This is a genomic window from Solitalea agri (genome assembly GCF_023914155.1).
Taxonomy (GTDB): Bacteria; Bacteroidota; Bacteroidia; order Sphingobacteriales; family Sphingobacteriaceae; genus Solitalea; species Solitalea agri.
This window is the reverse complement of the sequence record NZ_JAMWYS010000035.1, coordinates 65,883-86,372: the sequence shown is the minus strand read 5'-3', so window position 1 is coordinate 86,372 and position 20,490 is coordinate 65,883. Positions and strand designations below refer to the sequence as shown.

At 39.2% G+C, this 20,490-nt stretch carries 21 protein-coding genes and 2 tRNA genes; 12 read left to right on the top strand and 11 right to left on the bottom strand.

What is annotated here, in order from left to right; all coding sequences use genetic code 11:
* The first annotated feature begins 17 nt into the window (after positions 1-17).
* From metG to NF867_RS10695, 3 genes are all read left to right on the top strand, one after another.
* A complete protein-coding gene (gene metG / locus NF867_RS10705) occupies positions 18-2,129 on the top strand; it encodes a methionine--tRNA ligase (protein WP_252587886.1) in 2,112 nt (703 codons plus the stop codon).
* Positions 2,130-2,187: 58 nt separating this feature from the next.
* Positions 2,188-2,259, top strand: a tRNA-Arg gene (locus NF867_RS10700).
* 8 nt (positions 2,260-2,267) lie between these two features.
* Positions 2,268-2,339 (top strand) — tRNA-Arg (locus tag NF867_RS10695).
* A gap of 77 nt (positions 2,340-2,416) precedes the next feature.
* Here NF867_RS10695 and NF867_RS10690 read toward each other — a convergent pair.
* The 8 genes from NF867_RS10690 to NF867_RS10655 form a co-directional block, all read right to left on the bottom strand.
* Positions 2,417-3,166: a hypothetical protein gene (locus tag NF867_RS10690; RefSeq protein ID WP_252587878.1), complete on the bottom strand. Its 750-nt coding sequence runs from the start codon at positions 3,164-3,166 to the stop codon at positions 2,417-2,419.
* Between the two features lie 132 nt (positions 3,167-3,298).
* Positions 3,299-4,102, bottom strand: coding sequence for a phosphatase PAP2 family protein (locus NF867_RS10685; RefSeq protein WP_252587876.1), 804 nt, complete (start codon positions 4,100-4,102; stop codon positions 3,299-3,301).
* 7 nt (positions 4,103-4,109) lie between these two features.
* Entirely contained in the window at positions 4,110-6,272 is a 2,163-nt protein-coding gene (locus NF867_RS10680) for a TonB-dependent receptor (RefSeq protein ID WP_252587874.1), read from the bottom strand.
* Between the two features lie 57 nt (positions 6,273-6,329).
* Positions 6,330-7,607, bottom strand: coding sequence for a PorY family sensor histidine kinase (locus NF867_RS18425; protein ID WP_252587872.1), 1,278 nt, complete (start codon positions 7,605-7,607; stop codon positions 6,330-6,332).
* Positions 7,604-8,281 (bottom strand): response regulator transcription factor, encoded by a 678-nt coding sequence (locus NF867_RS10670; RefSeq protein WP_252587871.1) that lies wholly within the window; start codon positions 8,279-8,281, stop codon positions 7,604-7,606. The genes NF867_RS18425 and NF867_RS10670 overlap by 4 nt, the downstream gene beginning before the upstream one ends.
* A 136-nt stretch (positions 8,282-8,417) precedes the next feature.
* Positions 8,418-9,215: an SDR family NAD(P)-dependent oxidoreductase gene (locus tag NF867_RS10665; RefSeq protein ID WP_252587869.1), complete on the bottom strand. Its 798-nt coding sequence runs from the start codon at positions 9,213-9,215 to the stop codon at positions 8,418-8,420.
* 9 nt (positions 9,216-9,224) lie between these two features.
* Positions 9,225-9,521, bottom strand: a complete 297-nt coding sequence (locus NF867_RS10660) for a hypothetical protein (protein WP_252587867.1) — start codon at positions 9,519-9,521, stop codon at positions 9,225-9,227.
* 93 nt (positions 9,522-9,614) lie between these two features.
* The gene (locus NF867_RS10655; protein WP_252587866.1) at positions 9,615-10,595 is read right to left on the bottom strand and encodes a GlxA family transcriptional regulator; all 981 of its coding nucleotides are present in this window, start codon (positions 10,593-10,595) and stop codon (positions 9,615-9,617) included.
* Between the two features lie 172 nt (positions 10,596-10,767).
* Here NF867_RS10655 and NF867_RS10650 point away from each other — a divergent pair, with 172 nt between their 5' ends.
* From NF867_RS10650 to NF867_RS10615, 8 genes are all read left to right on the top strand, one after another.
* The gene (locus NF867_RS10650) at positions 10,768-11,298 is read left to right on the top strand and encodes an SRPBCC family protein (protein ID WP_252587864.1); all 531 of its coding nucleotides are present in this window, start codon (positions 10,768-10,770) and stop codon (positions 11,296-11,298) included.
* Positions 11,299-11,323: 25 nt separating this feature from the next.
* The gene (locus tag NF867_RS10645; RefSeq protein WP_252587862.1) at positions 11,324-11,755 is read left to right on the top strand and encodes a VOC family protein; all 432 of its coding nucleotides are present in this window, start codon (positions 11,324-11,326) and stop codon (positions 11,753-11,755) included.
* 29 nt (positions 11,756-11,784) lie between these two features.
* Entirely contained in the window at positions 11,785-12,177 is a 393-nt protein-coding gene (locus NF867_RS10640; protein WP_252587860.1) for a DoxX family protein, read from the top strand.
* A 12-nt stretch (positions 12,178-12,189) separates the two neighbouring features.
* Positions 12,190-12,549 carry a nuclear transport factor 2 family protein gene (locus NF867_RS10635; protein ID WP_252587858.1) on the top strand — a complete coding sequence of 120 codons (360 nt, stop codon included), beginning with the start codon at positions 12,190-12,192 and terminating at the stop codon, positions 12,547-12,549.
* Positions 12,550-12,830: 281 nt separating this feature from the next.
* Entirely contained in the window at positions 12,831-13,973 is a 1,143-nt protein-coding gene (locus NF867_RS10630) for a M48 family metallopeptidase (protein WP_252587857.1), read from the top strand.
* 33 nt (positions 13,974-14,006) lie between these two features.
* Complete coding sequence (locus NF867_RS10625; RefSeq protein ID WP_252587855.1) at positions 14,007-14,666, top strand: TIGR00266 family protein; 660 nt, start codon at positions 14,007-14,009, stop codon at positions 14,664-14,666.
* Positions 14,667-14,676: 10 nt separating this feature from the next.
* Positions 14,677-15,393, top strand: a complete 717-nt coding sequence (locus tag NF867_RS10620; protein ID WP_252587853.1) for a TIGR00266 family protein — start codon at positions 14,677-14,679, stop codon at positions 15,391-15,393.
* Positions 15,393-16,076 (top strand): TIGR00266 family protein, encoded by a 684-nt coding sequence (locus NF867_RS10615; protein WP_252587851.1) that lies wholly within the window; start codon positions 15,393-15,395, stop codon positions 16,074-16,076. Before NF867_RS10620 ends, NF867_RS10615 begins: the two co-directional genes overlap by 1 nt.
* A gap of 72 nt (positions 16,077-16,148) precedes the next feature.
* On the opposite strand, the gene NF867_RS10610 is transcribed toward NF867_RS10615, so the two are convergent.
* The 3 genes from NF867_RS10610 to NF867_RS10600 form a co-directional block, all read right to left on the bottom strand.
* A complete protein-coding gene (locus NF867_RS10610) occupies positions 16,149-16,625 on the bottom strand; it encodes a hypothetical protein (protein WP_252587850.1) in 477 nt (158 codons plus the stop codon).
* Positions 16,626-16,657: 32 nt separating this feature from the next.
* Positions 16,658-17,365, bottom strand: coding sequence for an outer membrane beta-barrel protein (locus NF867_RS10605; RefSeq protein ID WP_252587848.1), 708 nt, complete (start codon positions 17,363-17,365; stop codon positions 16,658-16,660).
* Between the two features lie 94 nt (positions 17,366-17,459).
* A complete protein-coding gene (locus NF867_RS10600; RefSeq protein ID WP_252587846.1) occupies positions 17,460-18,347 on the bottom strand; it encodes a LysR family transcriptional regulator in 888 nt (295 codons plus the stop codon).
* 117 nt (positions 18,348-18,464) lie between these two features.
* Between NF867_RS10600 and NF867_RS10595 the strand changes: the two genes are divergently transcribed.
* Positions 18,465-20,465, top strand: a complete 2,001-nt coding sequence (locus NF867_RS10595; RefSeq protein WP_252587845.1) for a urocanate hydratase — start codon at positions 18,465-18,467, stop codon at positions 20,463-20,465.
* Positions 20,466-20,490 lie beyond the last annotated feature (25 nt).

Below are 20,490 nucleotides of genomic sequence, written 5' to 3'. Positions count from 1 at the left end.
TCACTTTTATAGTTTCGATGAAAGAATTCAAAAGATATACGGTTACTTCTGCATTGCCTTATACCAACGGTCCTGTTCACATTGGCCACTTAGCCGGTGCCTATTTACCTGCTGATATTTTTGTTCGTTATTTACGCTCGAAAGGTAAAGAGGTGGTTTTTATTTGTGGCTCTGATGAGCATGGTGTTCCAATTACCATTAAAGCAAAAGCCGAAGGCGTTACACCACAACAAGTGGTTGATAAGTACCATAAAATAATCGGTGACTCTTTCCGTGATTTCGGTATTTCTTTCGATATCTATCATCGTACTTCTTCTCAAACTCATCATGAAACTTCAGCAGATTTCTTTAAAAAGCTATATGATAAAGGCGAGTTTATTGTAGAAGAAAGTGAGCAATATTATGATGAGAAAGCTAATCAGTTTTTAGCGGATCGATACATTACAGGTACCTGTCCGAAATGTAGCTATGACAAGGCCTACGGCGACCAATGTGAAAACTGCGGTTCTACTCTTAATGCCACTGAGTTAATTAATCCAAAATCAACATTAAGTGGTGAGCAGCCTGTTTTAAAGTCAACCAAACACTGGTATTTACCATTAGATAAATATCAGCCTCAACTAGAGAAATATATTTTAGAGGACCACCAAAACTGGAAACCGAACGTTTTCGGCCAATGCAAATCATGGTTATCTCAAGGTTTACAGCCGCGTGCCGTAACCCGCGATTTAGAATGGGGCGTACCAGTTCCGGTTGAAGGCGCTGATGGAAAAGTTCTATATGTTTGGTTCGATGCTCCAATCGGTTATATTTCGGCAACCAAAGAATTATTTAAGTCGAAAGAGGCAGGTTATGCTGATTCGAAGAAAAACGAGTACTATTTAAATATTCGTCAACCACAAACTAGTGCAGCAAACTGGGAAGAGCATTGGAAATCTGACGACACCAAACTGGTACACTTCATTGGGAAAGATAATATTGTTTTCCACTGTTTAATTTTCCCTGCCATGTTAATGGCTGACGGAACCTACACCTTAGCCGACGATGTTCCGGCTAATGAGTTCCTAAATCTGGAAAACAATAAAATTTCCACTTCGCGCAACTGGGCCGTTTGGCTAAACGATTACCTGGTTGATTTTAAAGATAAGCAGGATGTATTACGTTATGTATTATGTTCAACCTTTCCAGAGACGAAAGACAACGATTTTACCTGGAAAGATTATCAGGCTCGTAATAACAATGAGTTAGTAGCCATCTTCGGTAACTTCATTAACCGTGTAGCGGTACTAACCCAGAAATATTATAACGGAGTAGTTCCTTCATTAGGCGCATTAACCGATTTCGATAAAGAAGTTATTGAAGAACTAAAAGGCTATCCAGCTAAAATTGGAGCTTCAATAGAGGCTTATCGTTTCCGTGAGGCGATGCAGGAGTTTATGAACCTTGCCCGATTAGGCAATAAGTATTTAGCTGATACAGAACCTTGGAAATTGATTAAAACAGATGAAGAACGTGTTAAAACTATCATGAACATCGGTTTACAAATTGCCGCAAACCTGGCAGTTTTGGCCGAACCATTTATTCCTTTTAGCGCTAAAAAATTAGCAACCATGCTTAATCTTTCTGAAACGGCATGGGATAATACAGGAGGCATTAACTTATTAACCGAAGGACATCAGATTGCAGAACCAGCCTTATTGTTTGAGAAAGTGGAAGACAATGTAATTGAACAGCAATTACAAAAACTCGAAGCATCAAAAACGGCAAATGCAGCTGCAGCAAAAGAGGTTACTCCTGCAAAAGACAACATTTCTTTCGATGAGTTTTCGAAAATGGATATTCGTGTTGGAACCATTTTAACAGCTGAGAAAGTAGCAAAAACTAAAAAATTATTAAAGCTTACAATAGATACAGGAATTGATCAGCGTACCGTTGTTTCAGGAATTGCTGAATATTTTGAGCCCTCAACCATTGTTGGCCAGCAAGTAAGCATTTTGATTAACCTTGCTCCAAGAGAGATTAAAGGCATTGAGTCACAGGGAATGATCTTAATGGCCGAAGATGCGGATGGTAAGCTTTGCTTTGCAGCTCCAACAACGGCTGTGAAAAATGGTAGTGAAATTCGATAAAAGACCTTTTAACGTTTTCAGATTTGGCTCCAAAACAGTAGTTTTGCCGCCTACCGTTGGCCCGGTAGTTCAATGGATAGAATAGAAGTTTCCTAAACTTTAGATACGGGTTCGATTCCCGTCTGGGCTACTACTAAAGGTCCTTTAGTTTAATGGATAGAATTCGAGATTCCGGTTCTCGAGGTACAGGTTCGATTCCTGTAGGGACCACAAGAAATGAAAAAAAGCGATCCATGGATCGCTTTTTTTCATTTCTAGCATTTTAAATCAGATTGCAGTTTTAAACGCTAATAAGTTTTAACTGAGATCAGCTCTAGTCTTTCTTCATCTTGAACCTCCAACACTGAGCCTACTCCTTTTGCATAAAATTTGTATTCCTTTACAGTTGGTTCTAATGGGGTTGTATCAAGGGTTTTCAAACAATTAGTAAAATGCCCGAACGGCACCTTAACAGTTGCAGTGAGACTTAGTACTTTGGCTTGATCTGCAGCAACATCAGGAGAAAATTCCTGTCGATAACTTAAGCCTACCTTAGGCTTGGCAAGCATCACAATGCCCGGGGTTCCACCATTTACACCCGACCGCCAAGAGCCTACTGTACCAATCACTTTCCCGTTTTCTAATTGCTTCGTGTCTTCTCCAAAATACCAAACATTACCCTGCTTGTCTTGAGCAAAGTAATCAAAGGTGTCTTCGGCAAGTTCTCCATCTATAAACGATTGATCATGAACAATGGTAGTAGGTACTCCAATGATGTTTTTTGTTTTATAGGTTACTTTCACGATATCGATTTCAACGCCATCTGCAGTTACAGATCTATAGGTAAAGACCTTCCCTCGAGTTAGAGGAAGGTAAGGGTTGGTGATATTGGTAACAAAGTTAGATGCCCCCGGAAAACCAGGAACACCTCTTAAAACACATTCCACCGCTTTTGTTAAGGAATCATTAGCGGCTAATTCGGCTTCGTTCGCCGGAACTGTCATTTCATCTTTACTACAACCTGAAATGATTGATAAGGCTAGAAACGATACAATCATAGAGCGCATTAGATACATCAGATCCTCCTTTCTGATTTAGTTTATGTGAATTTAATTGGCAGATATTCATATCAATAGGCTATTAATTTGAAAATTGTTTTCGTAATCACTTCAGCATAAATGGTTAACGATTTATAGCTTAACCACCAAACTCAACCCAATGGTTTTATCGTAATAAGTTGGAGCAACCAATGCTTTTGGCGACTTATCCTTGAATAGTACTCTTTTTATAGGTGGGTAAACCCAATAAGCCATTTCCGTAGATAAAATGCCAATGCCAGCCCCCGCTACTACATCACTGAACCAATGTTTATTATTATACATGCGTAATACCCCCGTTGCCGTTGCAACCCCATACCCCGCAATGCCATACCACATAGATTGATCTTTATATTCCTGTCGTAGAAATTCGGCAGCAGCAAAAGCAGTAGCGGTATGTCCGGAAGGAAACGACAGGTAATCCGAGCCATCTGGACGTTGTTCGTGGGTTACGTTTTTAAGCCCATGAACGGTAGTGCTCATAAAAACTGTCGACAATAAATAGATCATTGACCGGTCTCGGAAATTATTTTTCCCTGGAACATTCATGGCGTTTAAACCATAAACAGCAACCGCAGGTGCAAATTGGAGGTAATTGTCGGCAGTTGTAGCAAAATGAGGATGATCTTCTTTGATTTCAACCCTTGTACTCCCGTTAATTTCCTTCAGTTCTTCATTGTTTAATGCACAAAAGCCATAAGTGACCATTGCTATGGGCACGCCAATGAATGCGACCTTTTCTATAGGACTATTCAGTTTTGATGACTGCCCATATTTTATGATTGGCTCTTGTTTCATTATCATAGTATCTGCTAGTTGAGCATATACACTAAATGACCTGGAAACAAAAAGTAAAGCAATTGTTAGCCTAATCTTCCACATTTGATCCTTCTTCATATAATTTTTATAACAACCCGATTCTTAAACTCATATTTACTACCCTTCCGTCGATGGGTGCCCATAACGGTTTAAATGTGGGATTTGTAATTGTACCTGTATATAATGATTCAAACTTGCTTTGACGATAGTCGAGTAGATTCTCGGCATTCAACACTAAGCTTACATGCTTACCGAATTTTCGTTCGACCATTGCGGCAAAGAAAACATATCCGGGAGTTTTACTCTCATTATCTCTGTATTGCGAGCCTGTATACGAACCCTCCAGCCCAAGGCGCCAATGCTCTTCAAATTCTTTAACCAGCGTAAAAGCCACACGATGCATAGGAGTTAAAGGCAGGAACTGGTTAGTTGTAAGGTATTTTCTTTCAGCCACCGTTAAAGTATACCCGGCATAAACCTCCCAATCGTTCAGTGTTAGTTGGATATAAGTATCCAACCCTTTCGTGTTAATGGATTTGTTGGCATTGTTAAAAACAACCGATTCATCCGATAATACAGTAGTGACGATGGGTTTCCTAACCTCGGTAAAGAAAAAAGCCTGATTGATAAATAAGGAAGAATTCTCTCCTATTTTCTTTTTGTAGTTCACTTCTGCATTGTACCCTATTGATCTTTCAGCCTTTATTCCTGCAGGCAGTGGCTGGATGGTTTCGATCGGATAATCGATATTTTGCGGAGCTAATGGGTTAGGCGATTTGTAGCTAAGGCCTATACCTAGCCGGGTAGCCCAGGCATTATTAAATCGATGCAATAGGGCGACCCTTGGCAAAAGGAAATTTCCAAAATTGTCATGATCTCCTCTTAAGCCTAGTTCGAACGTTGAGTTTCCGGGTAGCCAGGCAGTGAACTGGGCAAAAGCCCCTACTGTATTGTTTTGAAAATTAGTTAACGCGATTGGATCAGAAGGCAGTTTTTTGAAAAGGTTACCACTTACATTTAGTCCGGCAACCACACTGTTTTTTGAAAACGGAACCATTACTGCTGCTTCCGTAAAATAACTTACTTGTCTTCCCTTAAAATAAAGATCAGCAGAACTTATCCCTCGGGCAAAGGAACTTAAACTGGCTCTTACACTTAGCCGGCCAGATTTGGCAAATGTATGATCTAAAGAAAGTTCTCCGGAATGACGATCATTGTTGTTCCGCTCAAAAAACCGGTGTATCTCATCTGACTTATTACCGATAACTTCCATATCACCACCCAACCGATTCTCGAAGGTTCCGGTATATCCCGCGATGATCTTAGTTTTTTCATTTGGATAAAAGAATATGCGCGGATGAACAACCACGCTGTTAAGCGTTGGAACATCCGAAAACCCGTCTTTATTTACGTCGGCGGCATTTTGATGGGTTAACCCGGTAAAGAACGTGTAGCCAAAGTGATTATAGCGTTTTGCAGCATAAAGGTTGACATTACTTTCTTTAAGCGAAGTTTGGTTGAGCGTTGCAACGGCTTCCTGCTGTTCTGTTGGCTGCTTTGAAATAAGATTGATCAATCCGCCTATAGCACCACTTCCATATAAAGTAGAAGCACAGCCCTTAATTAGTTCTACCTGTTTTAAATCGAGCGGAGGGATTTGCAAGACTCCAAATCCTCCTGAAAATCCATCAAACAGTGGCACACCATCTCTAAGCAATTGAGTGTACCGGCCTTCCAGACCTTGAATTCGGACATTCGCATTGCCTGACACCGCTGATGATTGTTGAATTTGAATGCCGCTAACATCGCTAAGCAGACTTGCTATATTTCCGGGCTTGATGGTATTCTCTTCCGCTAACTCTTCCATCCCTAACACCTCCACTTTTAATGGAGAATTTTCCATTCTCAGGTTATTTCGCGAAGAGGCAATAACGGTTACTTCCTCTAACTCTTTCTGTTTCGCTTTTAATAGCACCACATGCCATGATGAGCTGGGTAGGGTTATTTGAATCTCCTGAGGGTCATATCCTTCTAAAGAAAACAAAAACCGATGTTTGCCTGCTGACAAATCAGAAAAAACCACTTTTCCGCTGTCGGAACTTAAGGCGCCTTTATTTTTCCCTTCACTTACAGAAACATTTACAATAGGCTGTTGGGAAATAGAATCCTTTACTATTGCCTTAAAAACATGCTGCGCATGTGCATTTATGCTCAGTAGCATTAAAATAAGAAGGGTTACTTTATTCATTTTCTTTATAGCACGATAAAGAAAAGACTCAATTCTGAAGTAATGTTGGAGAAGAAATTATTGAGAAGAAAAACGATCGAACAACACAATGGTAAAAATATGTCGATCATTTTTGTACTGATAAGTGCACCGAAAATTTGCTACTTCGCAAATTTGCCTAACGATAGAAAGTCCTAAACCATTTCCATCAGACTTTGTATCAGGATGACGGTAAAAGCGCTGAAATACTTTCTCTTTGTCTAATTCAGGGAGTGCAGAAGTATTTGAGATAACCAAAGAGCCTTCTTTTAAGGAAATATCGATATCTCCTCCGGAGTAATTATACCGTACAGCATTGTTTAACAAATTGCCAATGATGATTTCCGCCAGTTGACGATTAAAAGAAATCGTTAATTTTTCGATTTCAGTTTTAAAGATGAGTTGATTTGCTGAAATTAATTCGGTCAACTCATTTATTTTCTGTTGTAAGATCTCATCGAACTGAATTTCTTCGTCTAATTCAAACCGCTTTACTTCTATTTTGGTAAGTAGCAACAACGACTGATTCAATCGTGAAAGTTTATTAACAAAGTGTTCCATTTCGAGCAAAGGTTCTGCATTATGTTCAAGTGAGCGCTCATTCTGCATAAGCATTTCCAGTTTTGAACGAATTACCGCTAAAGGAGTTTGCATCTCATGGGCTGCATTGCCGGTAAACTCTTTCAGCACGGAATAATCTTTCTGAACCCGATCACTCATACTATTAAGGCTCTGATTCAAAAGCGAAAACTCATCAATGTTGGTAGTAGGTAAGTTTAGCGTTTTATGGTCGGACAGGTTATACGTTTTTACCTGTAACAAACTTTGATAAAAAGGCTGCCACAAACGATTCAGGATAGTTCTATTCATTAAATAACCGGCAAGTAGTATTAACGCAATCATACTCACCGTAACTAATATTACCAGTTCTAACAGGTCTTCCGTTTCTACCTGCGATTTGCTAACAATTACTTCGTATTGCTTACCTGAAACATTAATTTGAAAGGTTAATTCCCGCTGCCACTCAAACTCTTTGTCCTCTTCACTCCATTGTTTTACAGATCTGAATCCGGAAAAAGCTAAAGAATCAGTTATATTTTTATAAACTATCTTCTGCCCATATGCAGGCAATATTTCGGGTAACTGTTTATGTTCGTTAGTGTACTGTGTAATTTCTTGTTGCTCGGCTCTTAAAGTATCGTCAAGCTGTTTAAGCAGGACATACTTCAGTACAAAATAAAAAGCTACACTACCAACCAAAAAAATGAAGATGGATGCAGCAATGGTAATGCGATTGTATTTAGTAGCTAGTTTCACTGATCGGTAAATTTATAGCCCATACCATAAACACTTTGGATATAGTCGCGGGCGCCAAATAGCAGTAATTTTTTACGTAAGTTCTTAATGTGGGTATAAATAAAATCATAATTATCTGCTAAATCCATATCATCACCCCATAAATGTTCGGCTATTGTATTTTTCGATAACACCCTGTTTTTATTAACAATAAAATACAAAAGTAAATCGTATTCTTTCCGGGTAAGCACCAAGGCTTGTCCTTTTATAGATACTGACTTAGCCTGGGTATCGAGTTGAATTTCATGAAATGTCAACAAACTGTTTCCAAATTGACTTTTACGACGAATTATTGCAGCTATTCTTACGCTTAATTCAGAAAGATGAAATGGTTTGGTTAAATAATCGTCGGCACCAAGTTGAATGCCCTTTATTTTGTCATCCAGTTCATTCCGGGCTGATATAATGATCACGCCATCTGTTTTATTTTGTTCTTTTAGCAATTGCAACAACAACAATCCATTACCGCCGGGCAGCATAATGTCGAGTACGATACAATCGTATTCATAGCAGCTGATTTTATCAACCGCATCCTGATAATTGTCAACCGATTCACATAAATATTGCTGTGAGGTAAGAAACTCCACGATGCTTTTATTTAATGAAGGTTCGTCTTCAACGATAAGTAATTTCATGCCCCAATCTTTCGAGATAAAACAAAATAATAAATCTGGAGAAATTTGGGAGCAGAATCGATCTTCAATGGAAATTCTTCTAAAATATCTGCCTCGTTCGAAACTTCAAAAGGATAAATTCACTACCTGAAACGATTCACCCCACCACCGATCCACAACTCAAATTTGCTACCGTAGCCGTTAAGGCGCTCGCTTTATCCGAAGCCAGGAAAACCGCTGTATCTGCAACCTCCTGTAAGGTGGGCGAACGCTGAAGTAAAGTGCCGTTTAACATCCCCTGGAAGAGTTCTTCAAATGACATCCCCATCAATTGGGCTCGATTCATAAACATTTCCCTGCTATGTGACCCAGCCCAAACTGCCTCGGGTATCGCATCTGGTCGTAAACAAACTACCCGGATGTTAGATGGACCCAACTCCCCTGCCAATTGCCGGGTTAAACCCTCAATGGCTGCACAAGTCACTCCAAAGCCTCCTGCATAACCATTACTCATCAAGGCTCCAGGCGTTGAAATGGTTAAAATTACACCCGAATTCGCTTTTACCATATAACGTGCTGCGGCAGTTGAAGTATTAAAGTTTGAAGTAAGATATGTTGAAATTGGAAAGGTGAAATCTTCTAAACGCATTACTGCTAGCGGCGCTCCCTGCACATGATAAACTCCTATGCAGTTAAAGGAAATATCAATGCGCCCCATTCGCTCAACTAGATCAGCAAGGTGATTCTCTACCGCATCATCATCCAAGGTATCGAACGAAGCTGCTTCTACATAGCCACCGAAGCTTTCAATTTGGGCAACAATTTTTTCCAACCTGCTACGATTTCGACCGACAATAAAAACCTTAGCGCCTTCATGGGCAAAAGCCTTTGCAACAGTGCTGCCAATAGCCCCTGAACCTCCGTAGATAACTGCAATTTTGTTTGACAATAGCATAATTATGGATTAGTTATTTGTTAAACAATAGTTTAGTGAATAGACAGGAAGTTCATCAGGAAGTACTTCAATATAAAAACCCAGCCGATTTAGCAACTTGATTACTTCAAGTGCATCAATTAAGCCTTCCGTGTTTTCCACACGCAAAATCCGGTCGCAGTCATGCAGATCGAAATTCGCCTTGTAGCCCTTAAAGGTTGATTGGATTAGGTGTATTAGGCCGATCGCCTGATGATTAATACTTACGTTCGTTTTAAATACCTCAATCATAGCCAATGTAATTTGATTAAAACATCTGCTTGTCATGTTTTAATCAAATTTACATTGACAGTTAGGGTTTCATGAGGTGTAAAAACGGCATTCTTTAGGGGTAATTCTGACAAAAGAGTTTGCCGCTACTTAAGCCACGGCCATTTCTTTATTGTATTTATTCTTATAGTCGATAGGTGAAAGACCCGTGATCTTTTTAAAGGTAGTTCTGAAAGCTTTGGTATCTGAATAACCCACTTCATACATTACCTCGTTGATATTTTTCCGGCTGGTTTCAAAGTCTTTTTTAGCCGCCTCAATTTTCACCCGTTGAATGTACTCTGTAACGGTATTTGAAGTAGCCTTCTTAAATCGTCTTTCCAAACTCCGGCGTCCGATTGCCAGCATATCTGCCAGTTCATCAACGGTAATTTTCTCATGGAAATTGGTTTCAATAAACTCCTGGGCCTTTCGTATTGGCAGGTCTTCGTGTTCTTTCTGACCACGGAACATAATAAATGGAGATTGATTGCTGCGCTCAATATCAATGGCAAAAACTTTGGAAGAAAGAATCGCCATTTCCCGACCAGCATATTTTTCAATCAGATATAAGATTAAGTTCATGTAAGAAAACGCTCCTCCGCTTGAATAAAGGCCTTGTTCATCGGTAATGATTTGCTCAGTAACAAGATTCACACTTGGAAACATTCTTCTGAATTCATTGCTTGCCATCCAATGAGTGGCGCAACTCTTTCCATTTAATAAGCCTGTTGATGCCAATAAAAAAGCCCCAAGGCAGAGACTTGCTACTTCAGCCCCTGCTCGATGTTGATCAATGATCCATGGTATAAAATCACGATTGTTCTCTATCGCAGTTGCCAAATCCCCATCTAATGCGGGTATAATAATTAAGTCGGTCTTTTTTACCTCATTAATCACCATATCGGCATTAACAGTAAACAAACCGCCACTTGCAGGTATTTCTTTTGAAAGCCCTATAAGTTGGACCTTAAATATTGGATCTTGCCCTTTGGCCTTAAAAAACTCATTTACCTGTGTTAGCAGCTGGCGGGAGCCTTCAAGACTACCTAAAATAGCCCCTTTGGGCACCAGAATAGAGATGTGTTTCATACATTAAAAATAACTATATCTGCTGTCGCAATCAACCCACAAGAATGCCGTATCTGCGCCTTTTCACTTATTTCATAATCTCCTAGGTTTGTAATGATGATTGTTTATGAATCCAACAATGATCAATAATTACCTGATAAAAAACTTATAATTCAACTTAAAACAACTTATTATGAAAATCATCGGAATCCTTATCCTATTCGTGGTCTCAATCGTAATTGTATTACTGATCACAGCCCTATTCGTTAAAAATGAATATAAAGTTGAGCGAGAAATAGTGATCAATAAGCCACAACAACAGGTTTTTGATTATATAAAACTGCTCAAGAACCAGGACCATTATAACAAGTGGGTAATGATGGATCCTAATCTCCAAAAAGATTTCAGGGGAACGGATGGCACTGTAGGTTTTGTGTATGCCTGGAACGGAAACAAACAAGCAGGTCAAGGTGAGCAACAGATTAAGCGTATCAGCGATCGTCAGATTGACATTCAGCTTCGATTCATTAAACCTTTTGAGGGAATAGCCAACACTTCATTGAGCACAAACACCCTTTCGTCGCAACAAACAAAAGTTAAATGGGAAATGAGTGGACGAAATCCATTCCCAATGAATTTAATGAACCTCCTAATGAATAAAACCCTGGGCGAAAGTTTGGATGAAAGCCTTGGGAATCTGAAGACAGTATTAGAAAATCAATAATCTATTAATCTTAAATCTTACAACTATGGCACTTGTTAATCCATACCTAAACTTTTTAGGTACAACAGAAGCAGCATTTAACCATTACAAATCGGTTTTTGGCGGTGAGTTTTCGATGCTATTGCGTTATCGCGACACTCCCGAAGCGGGTGATGTTAAAGAGGAAGACAAAGACAAGATCATGCATATGGCCTTACCTATAGGAAATGGTAATATTTTAATGGGGACTGATGCCTTAGGATCGATGCAGCAAGGTTTGCAGCAAGGAAATAACTTTTATCTCTCGGTTCATGCAGATAGTAAACCTGATGCTGACAGGGTATTTAAAGGTCTTTCTGAAGACGGGCAGGAACAAATGGCCATGCAAGACACTTTTTGGGGAGCCTATTTCGGCATGCTAAAAGATAAGTTCGGTGTTCAGTGGATGGTTAGCTTCGAACAGCCCCGTACTCAATAACAACATTTTTGGAATAAACTTTAATCGAGATGAAAACTGCAGTAATAATTGTTCGTTTATTAATGGGGCTCATGTTTCTATTTGCCTCAGTTACGGTTCTTTTTCATTTAATGCCACAGCCCGAACTTCATGGAAAAGTTAAAATCTTTATGGAAGGGATGGTGGCATCGGGTTATTTACTGATGCTTATTAAAATAACCGAACTGGTTTGTGCCATTGCTTTTTTATCAGGTTGGTATGTTCCGCTGGCAACGGTGGTCATTTTCCCTGATATACTCAACATCTTTTTATTTCATTTGAGTATTGAACCTAGTGGCCTACCGGTTGCAATTGCTTTATTAATTGGTGATCTTTTCTTAGCATATGCTTACCGAAATAATTATAAGGGGCTATTAAACTCAAAACGATTATTAACCATTTAAAATCTTCAAAACATGTCAACTGCATCAAACAAAGAAATTGTAAATAAGCTGAATGCCTTGTTTGCAGAAGGTGATGTCGAAACATTTATAGACTACTGTGCCGACAATGTGGTTTGGGGAATGGTGGGCAGCCCGGCTTTAGAAGGAAAAGAAGCGGTGAGTAAAGCCATGAAAACGGATGATTTCCCTGACCCACCGAAGATTATGGTAAAAAATGTAATTGCAGATGGCGATATGGTCATGTCGGATGGAACAATGAGCATGAAGAAGAAAGACGGAACTATTGTAGACATGGCTTATTGCGATGTGTACAAGTTTGCTAATGGTCAAATTATTGAACTCACCTCCTACATTATCGACCTGAAGAAATAGGTTAACCTGAAGTCTATCTTAGTTTACTAGAAAAGCTGCATTTTCTATGCTAAAAATAGAAGTTGCAGCTTTTTTACTTAACACCTCACAAGAATGGTCCTATTATCAGGATAAACACCCATTTATAAAGTAAGCATTTGCAAATTCAACTTAAAGCCTTATTTTCATCGCCAACATAATGCAATCTGCCTGCACAATGAAACTAAATTTGCTCTATCAAACCATTAATTAATTCAGTTACAATTAAAAACAACCCATAAAAACTGCCTGCTCAATAATTTATGCCTTTACTCGAAAACCAAAAACAATCCTATTCAGCTGTTCTTATTCATCCAAATGCTGCAGGCGGAAGATGCTCCGGTAGTTTGCTTTTAACTAACGATGGTGCATTCTTTCAGTCGGAATCAATAAATCATACTCTTGATCTAAAAAATCTAAGCATTAGGGCCGGTGGCTCAGGAAATCGCTTCATTTTTTTCAGTGATAAACATCGGGAAGAAATTACCATTTACACGGCAGATAAAGCAGTGCTAAAGGATGCTGTGATAACCTCAAACCCTAATTTTCATAAAGAGATTGTATCTGCCAGAAAACTGCTTAATAAACTACTGATAGGTTCTTTAACCATTATCGCAATTTTTGTAGTTCTTATTGGCGGTCTTTATCTGTTAAAAGATAAAATGGTTGAGGGTTTGGCGAAACAAGTACCTCTAACCTGGGAAAAAGAGGCCGGCGATAAACTCTTCACGGCTTTGTCTCTTCAATACAAAATCATAAAAAATGATTCGTTAAAGAAGGAGTTTTTAAAAGTTGCTGCCCCTTTATTTAAGCAGGTGGAACAGCAGGGTTATAAAATTGATCTGTACTTTGTAGAAGACCCTACTATTAATGCATTCGCCTTACCAGGGGGAAAAGTAATTGTTCAAACCGGATTAATTAATAAGGCTAAATCGTGGGAAGAAGTAATAGGTGTTTTAGGTCATGAACTTGCCCACGTTACTCGTCGTCATCATGTCAGAAGTGTGATTAACAATATTGGCATTTTCACCATTTTGGCGGCCACCCTCGGTGATGTGAGTGCATTAGCAGGCACTTTCGCCAATATCGGGGGAGACCTGGCATCACTCTCTAACAGTCGTGCCTTTGAAACCGAAGCCGACGAAACAGGATTGAATATGCTGGTTGAGGCTAATATGAATCCACAAGGCTTGATTTCTTTTTTTGAAACCTTAAAAAAAGAACAAGAAACAGAGTTGAATAAAAAAATGGAGGAAACCGTTGATTTATCATTCTTATCCACTCACCCTAATACCCAGGAACGAATTGATCATCTTAAAGAAAACATTAAAAACATCAACCCACAATTTACGCCCTTGCCTTCAAACTTTAAAAAGTTCAGAGAGGCAATGCTAAATGCTAACTAGCTACAAACTATTAACTATAAACAAATTCTAACCATGAACTTAACAGTAGAAGGAAAACCGGTTTTTGCTCACGTAATTGTAGAGCTCGAACCCGGTGAAACATTCGTTGCTGAATCTGACGCCATGTCGAGCATGTCGGCAGAGTTAGATATGAACGCAAAATTTAACGGAGGCCTATTTGGCGGATTAATACGAAAATTTTTAGGTGGTGAAAGTTTATTCATCAATCACTTTACCAACAACACTAGCAAAACGTTGAGCCTCCATTTGACGCAACCTACCCCAGGCGATATAACAGTTAAAGAACTCAATGGCGAAAGCTATTGCATTCAGCAGGGCTCGTACATTGCCTCAGAGCCGGGAGTAAAACTTGGTGTTAAATGGGCTGGCATTGGTTCTCTTATTGGAGGAGAAGGTCTTTTTAAACTTGTTGCTTCTGGTCATGGAAAAGTAGTTTTTGGTGCCTACGGCGGTATTATCGAAAAAGAAATCAATGGCGAATATATAGTGGATTCAGGTCATTTAGTTGCTTACGAGCCGGGCATGAAACTTAAACCTCAATTAGCTGGCGGCATCTTCGGAAGCCTTTTTGGTGGAGAAGGTTTTGTAACACGTGTAGAGGGGACAGGAAAAATCTATTTACAAACCCGCAACATTGCTGGTTTGGCATCATGGGTAAACAGACACTTATAAGATCTTAAAAATGGAATTACAAACTTCAGATATAACCACCAGCAAACTTAATGTAACACTAAGGATGCGTCCCGGATCATCGGCGGCTGAAATAACACTTGCTCCAGGCCAGGACTTTACAGCCGAAGCAGGTGCCATGATCGCCATGAGCCCTTCGGTTAATATGACGACCACTACCCACAAAAAAGCTTCGGGTGGAATTATAAAAGGATTGAAAAGAATGCTTTCGGGCGAAAGTTTCTTCTTAAACCATTATTCGGCAGGTAGTCAGGGCGGAACTGTATGGCTTGGAGCTACCCATGCAGGTGATATGATGGTAAAAGAGCTAAACGGAGAAGGAATTATTGTTCAAGGCGGATCCTACGTTGCCAGCTCTCCCGACATAGATATTGACATGAACTGGCAAGGCTTTAAATCACTAATTTCTAAGGAGAGTTTATTCTGGTTAGGAATTCGTGGTAAGGGTACCGTAGTTGTCAATTCATTCGGCGCTATTTATCCGATCCAGGTGAATGGGGAATACATTGTAGATACAGGTCATATTGTTGCCTTTGAAGAAAGCCTTAACTTCTCACTTACTAAAGCCGGCAAAAGCTGGATCAGCTCCATTTTAGGAGGAGAAGGCTTGGTGTGTAAGTTTAAGGGACATGGTACTGTGTGGATACAATCTCACAACACCTCTTCATTTGGAAATATTTTGGGCGTACGATTAAAACCTAGGAAGTAATGGAAACACTAGATAAAAAAGGATTTGATTTTAAAATGGATTGCAAACCCGATTATGGATTTGTAACCGTAAATATACCGGCCGGACAAAAGCTTAAAGTAGAAGCTGCAGCAATGGCCACTATGGACACCAACATTGAAATGAAAACCAAATTAAAAGGTGGATTTTCACGTTTCTTAACCGGTGAATCGTTATTTATAAATGAGTTTTCGGCAGTAAACGGCAATGGCGATATTCAAATTGCACCGGCTTGCCCGGGTGATGTAGAGCATATCTACTTAAATAACGAAACTATTTATTTACAGAATACCGCTTTCTTGGCTTCTGCAGATACTATTAACGTTGAAACCAAGTTTCAGGGTTTAATGAGAGGTTTTTTCTCAGGAGAAAGTTTCTTTTTGATCAAATGTTCGGGCCAAGGCGACTTATGGTTTAACTCTTATGGAGGCATTATCCCTATTGACGTGGAGGATGGCTACGTGGTTGACACCGGACATATTGTTGCCTTTACGGAAGGATTGCAATACGAGATCTCAAGAGTTGGCGGTTATAAATCGTTGTTTTTCTCAGGAGAAGGATTGGTTTGTCGTTTCAGTGGAAAAGGAAGGGTTTGGATCCAAACCCGCAAAATAGCCCCTTTCATCAGCTGGGTAAATCCGTTTAGACCGGCGGGAAAAGACTAATTAACAAACCAGAATATAAAAAGGTGGTAAGAATTTTTCTTGCCACCTTTTTATAAACCATCTTTTTGCAGGCTACTTAACTTTTTTAGCTTTATAACTTATCACCGTTTTGTTAGGTTCTCCATATTGAATCCATTCATCAATTCCTTCTAATATTAAAATATCACCTGTTATTTTAAATTTTGACGACCTGGTTATTGGAATTGGAATATCATTCTCGAAAACACCATGTTCTCCCCAAAAGCTGTCATTAATTATAAATTGATCTCCATTTAAAGTATATGGCCAAATATTTGGATGAGTGTTAAGTTTAGCTTTACTACCATCTAATTCAAGAAAAACTCTGCCCGCCGGAAAATTTAGTGTAATAGAATCATCAAGCGCAACGCCATTAATATAATTTACAATCTTATTGGTCTTTATTTCCCATTTCCCGGTTAATGACTCCTGAGATGGTTGAGGATCCTCATTCTTATTACAAGAAGTAATACTTACAGTTGCTAATGCAACAAATCCCAACAAAATGCTTTTGATTTTTTTAACTTTCATTTAAAGAATTTTTATAGGTTTAGTAATTATTTTTAGAAAAATCGATAAGAGATATTTAATGACGGTGAATGAAATTTAGGCTTGCTTGAGTAATTATTCTCCTTGTCTTTAAAAACACTGGTAAAGTTTGATTGATAACCGAGGCCAACTTCAAATTTCCTATACTCATAACCAGCCCCAATCTGATAACCTATTTCGAAACTATTGTAATAATCCCTTTTTTGTTCTGTACTGGCTTTTACTGTTATTTCTTCATTACCTATATAGTTCATGTAATAATCATAGTAATCAACGAACATTTTAACCTTTGCGTCCTTTGTAATTGCATACCCAATACTAGGGCCAATGTATAAATGGAGATGATTTAAAGGAGTAAATTTCCCTAAAAGAGGCATTTCTATATATCTAAATATATAATCAGTGGCAATATAACTGTCCACGTAAGTATTGGTTTCCTGATCATAAACAGTGGGAAGAAACCCACTAAATGAGGTCCATTTCCCTTTGTAGATGAGTGCCGGCTGAAAAGAAAGCCAATTGTTTACTTCTTTTTCAACAAAAACGCCTAGAGACATGTCAATCGGTTTTTTATAGTCTGGTGGGTACCCGCCATCCTTAAATGTTCCGCTTGATAAATTGTTCTGAAAAATAGAAGCATTTATACCAAACTTCCATTTTTGGGCATTGCTTGAAATAGAAAATAGAAGTATTCCTGAAATGATAAGTAAATGTTTTTTCATTAAAATAGCTCAATAACATAGTGTTCTGCAAAACAACTATTTATTAAGCAATATTTAAAATTTTTTAACTACTGGTTAAATAACAAGAATCCATTTACTGTTTCATTAACACCTCCACCACATTATTCAAAGCTGGCTTTCGATTGTTCTCTTTCCAAATGGCAAATAGTTGAGTACGTTGAGGGATATAATCGAGCTCCAAAAATTTAACATTTAAATCGAAGCCGTACTGGAGTGCTGTAGGAACTATGGCAATACCCAAGCCTTCTTCCACCAGTTTAAAAATGGTAAGAGCGTTTACTGATTTATGAAAAACCTGAGGCCTGAATCCATGGTCTTCACAAATGCTCATAATTAAATCGTGATAAAAAGGACTGTCATCACTTGAGAAAAAGATAAAGGGCGAGGCACCAAGTGATTTTACCGATTCATAGCTCGGTTTATTGATTGGATGGTTTACCGGTAGTACTAGCGAAAAGGTATCCTGATGAACCAGGTGTTTAGCTATTCCTTCTTTAAATTGATGTGTGCGGACAAAACCCAAATCGAGCTTGTCTTTTTCGATGAGTTCTACTTGTAATTTATTAGGTAATTCTTCTAAAACAGTTCTGATACCAGGGTACTCCCTGTTTAACTTCAGCACTAAATCAGGAATGACCCGCTGGGCAGCAGAGCCTAAAAAGCCAATCCGAATTTCGGTCTCTTTCCCTAAACTAATATTCTCCAATTGCTGTTGAATAGTGTCCAGATGATTGAATAAGAAGTCAACTTCTTTCTTCAGATAGCTACCAGCTTCGGTTAATTCCACCTTCTTTTTGGTTCTGTCGAACAAACTAACCTTATAGCGCTCTTCCATTTGTTTGATTTGTCGGCTAAGGCCCGGTTGAGAAATAAATAGTCTTTCAGCAGCTTTTCTGTATTTTAATTCCTCGGCCAATACCTGAAAATATTTCAGATGGCGCAACTCTATTTGATAACTCATGGTTATTAACTAGTGACAAAATTGGTATTTATAGGTATCAAAAGTAGCGTTTATTTTTGCGTTAAACCATTGATGTTAATTCGTTAATAATCAGATTAAAAATCCATCAATACTGTTATGACATTTAAAGAAGAACTACTTCAGGGAATTCCGGCTCAATTACCTGAAAAAAAGCCATACGACACTACAGTTAGCCATGCGCCTATCAGAAAGCAAGTGCTAAGTCAAGAAGAAAAGAAACTCAGCTTACGCAATGCACTTCGTTATTTCCCTGAGCACTGGCACCAAGAGTTAGCTGCAGAATTTTTAGAAGAACTGGAAAAATACGGACGAATTTACATGCATCGCTTCCGTCCTGGTTATGCGATGTACGCTCGCCCAATACAAGAGTATCCGCATAAAAGCATCCAGGCTGCAGGAATTATGCTAATGATCCAGAATAACCTTGATCCGGCGGTAGCGCAACATCCGCACGAGTTGATTACTTACGGAGGCAATGGTGCTGTTTTCCAAAACTGGGCCCAATACCTGCTCACCATGCAATATCTTGCTACAATGACCGATGAGCAGACCCTTAATATCTACAGCGGGCATCCACAAGGATTATTTCCTTCAGGTGTAACGGCTCCACGTGTGGTGGTAACCAATGGAATGATGATTCCGAATTATTCAACACCTGATGATTGGGAAAAATTTAATGCCCTTGGTGTTACCCAATACGGACAAATGACAGCCGGTTCATATATGTATATTGGCCCCCAAGGTATCGTTCATGGAACCACTATTACCGTTATGAACGCTTTCCGTAAAAAGCTTGGCCACAATGCTGAAACTAAAGGAAAGATTTTCTTAACAGCTGGTTTGGGAGGTATGAGTGGAGCTCAGCCTAAAGCCGGCAATATCGCAGGTTGTATAACCATTTGTGCCGAAGTGAATCCGGCTGCAGCAACCAAACGCCATGCACAAGGATGGGTTGACGAACTGATTGACAATATGGGTGTATTGGTTAGCAGAGTGAAAACAGCTAAAGAAAAGCAAGAAACAGTTTCGTTGGCTTTTATTGGTAACGTGGTGGATGTTTGGGAACAATTCGACAAGGAAGGAATCTTTATTGAAATAGGTTCGGACCAAACATCTCTTCATAATCCATGGTCGGGCGGTTATTATCCTGTAGGACTTAGTTTTGAAGAATCTAATCAACTGATCGCAAGCAATCCTGAGTTATTCAAACAAAAAGTTCAGGAATCCTTAAGACGTCATGCCGCAGCAGTAAATCGTCATAGTGCAAAAGGAACTTACTTCTTTGACTACGGAAATGCCTTCTTGCTCGAATGTAGCAGAGCCGGTGCTGATGTAATGGCCGAAAACGGCATCGACTTTAAGTATCCGTCTTATGTCCAGGATATTCTCGGTCCAATGTGTTTCGATTATGGCTTTGGGCCATTCCGTTGGGTTTGCACTTCCGGTAATCCTAAAGATCTTCAAATAACAGATCGTATAGCAAAAGAAGTTTTAGCTGAAATTAAGGCAACAGCTCCTGAAGAAATTCAACAGCAGATGCAAGATAATATTACCTGGATTGAGAATGCTGAAGAAAACAAACTGGTGGTTGGTTCTCAGGCACGTATTCTTTATGCCGATGCTGAAGGCAGGGCTAAAATTGCTCTGAAGTTTAATGAGGCTATAAAAAACGGAACATTATCTGCACCTGTAGTTCTGGGTCGGGACCATCATGATGTGAGTGGTACGGATTCTCCGTTCAGGGAAACCAGCAATATTTATGATGGAAGCCGTTATACAGCCGATATGGCGATACATAATGTTATTGGCGATAGTTTCAGAGGGGCTACATGGGTGTCAATTCATAACGGCGGCGGTGTTGGATGGGGTGAAGTAATCAATGGTGGCTTCGGAATGTTACTCGACGGAACCGAAGCTGCTGCCCAAAAACTGCAAAACATGTTGTTTTATGATGTAAACAATGGTATTGCCCGTAGAAGTTGGGCACGAAATAAGGAAGCTTATTTTGCGATAACCAGAGAGATGGACAGAACCCCCAATTTAAAAGTTACGCTTCCTAACCTGGTAAACGACGAAACAATAAACAGTTTATTTTAGATCGAATGAACTTGATAAGTTCTTA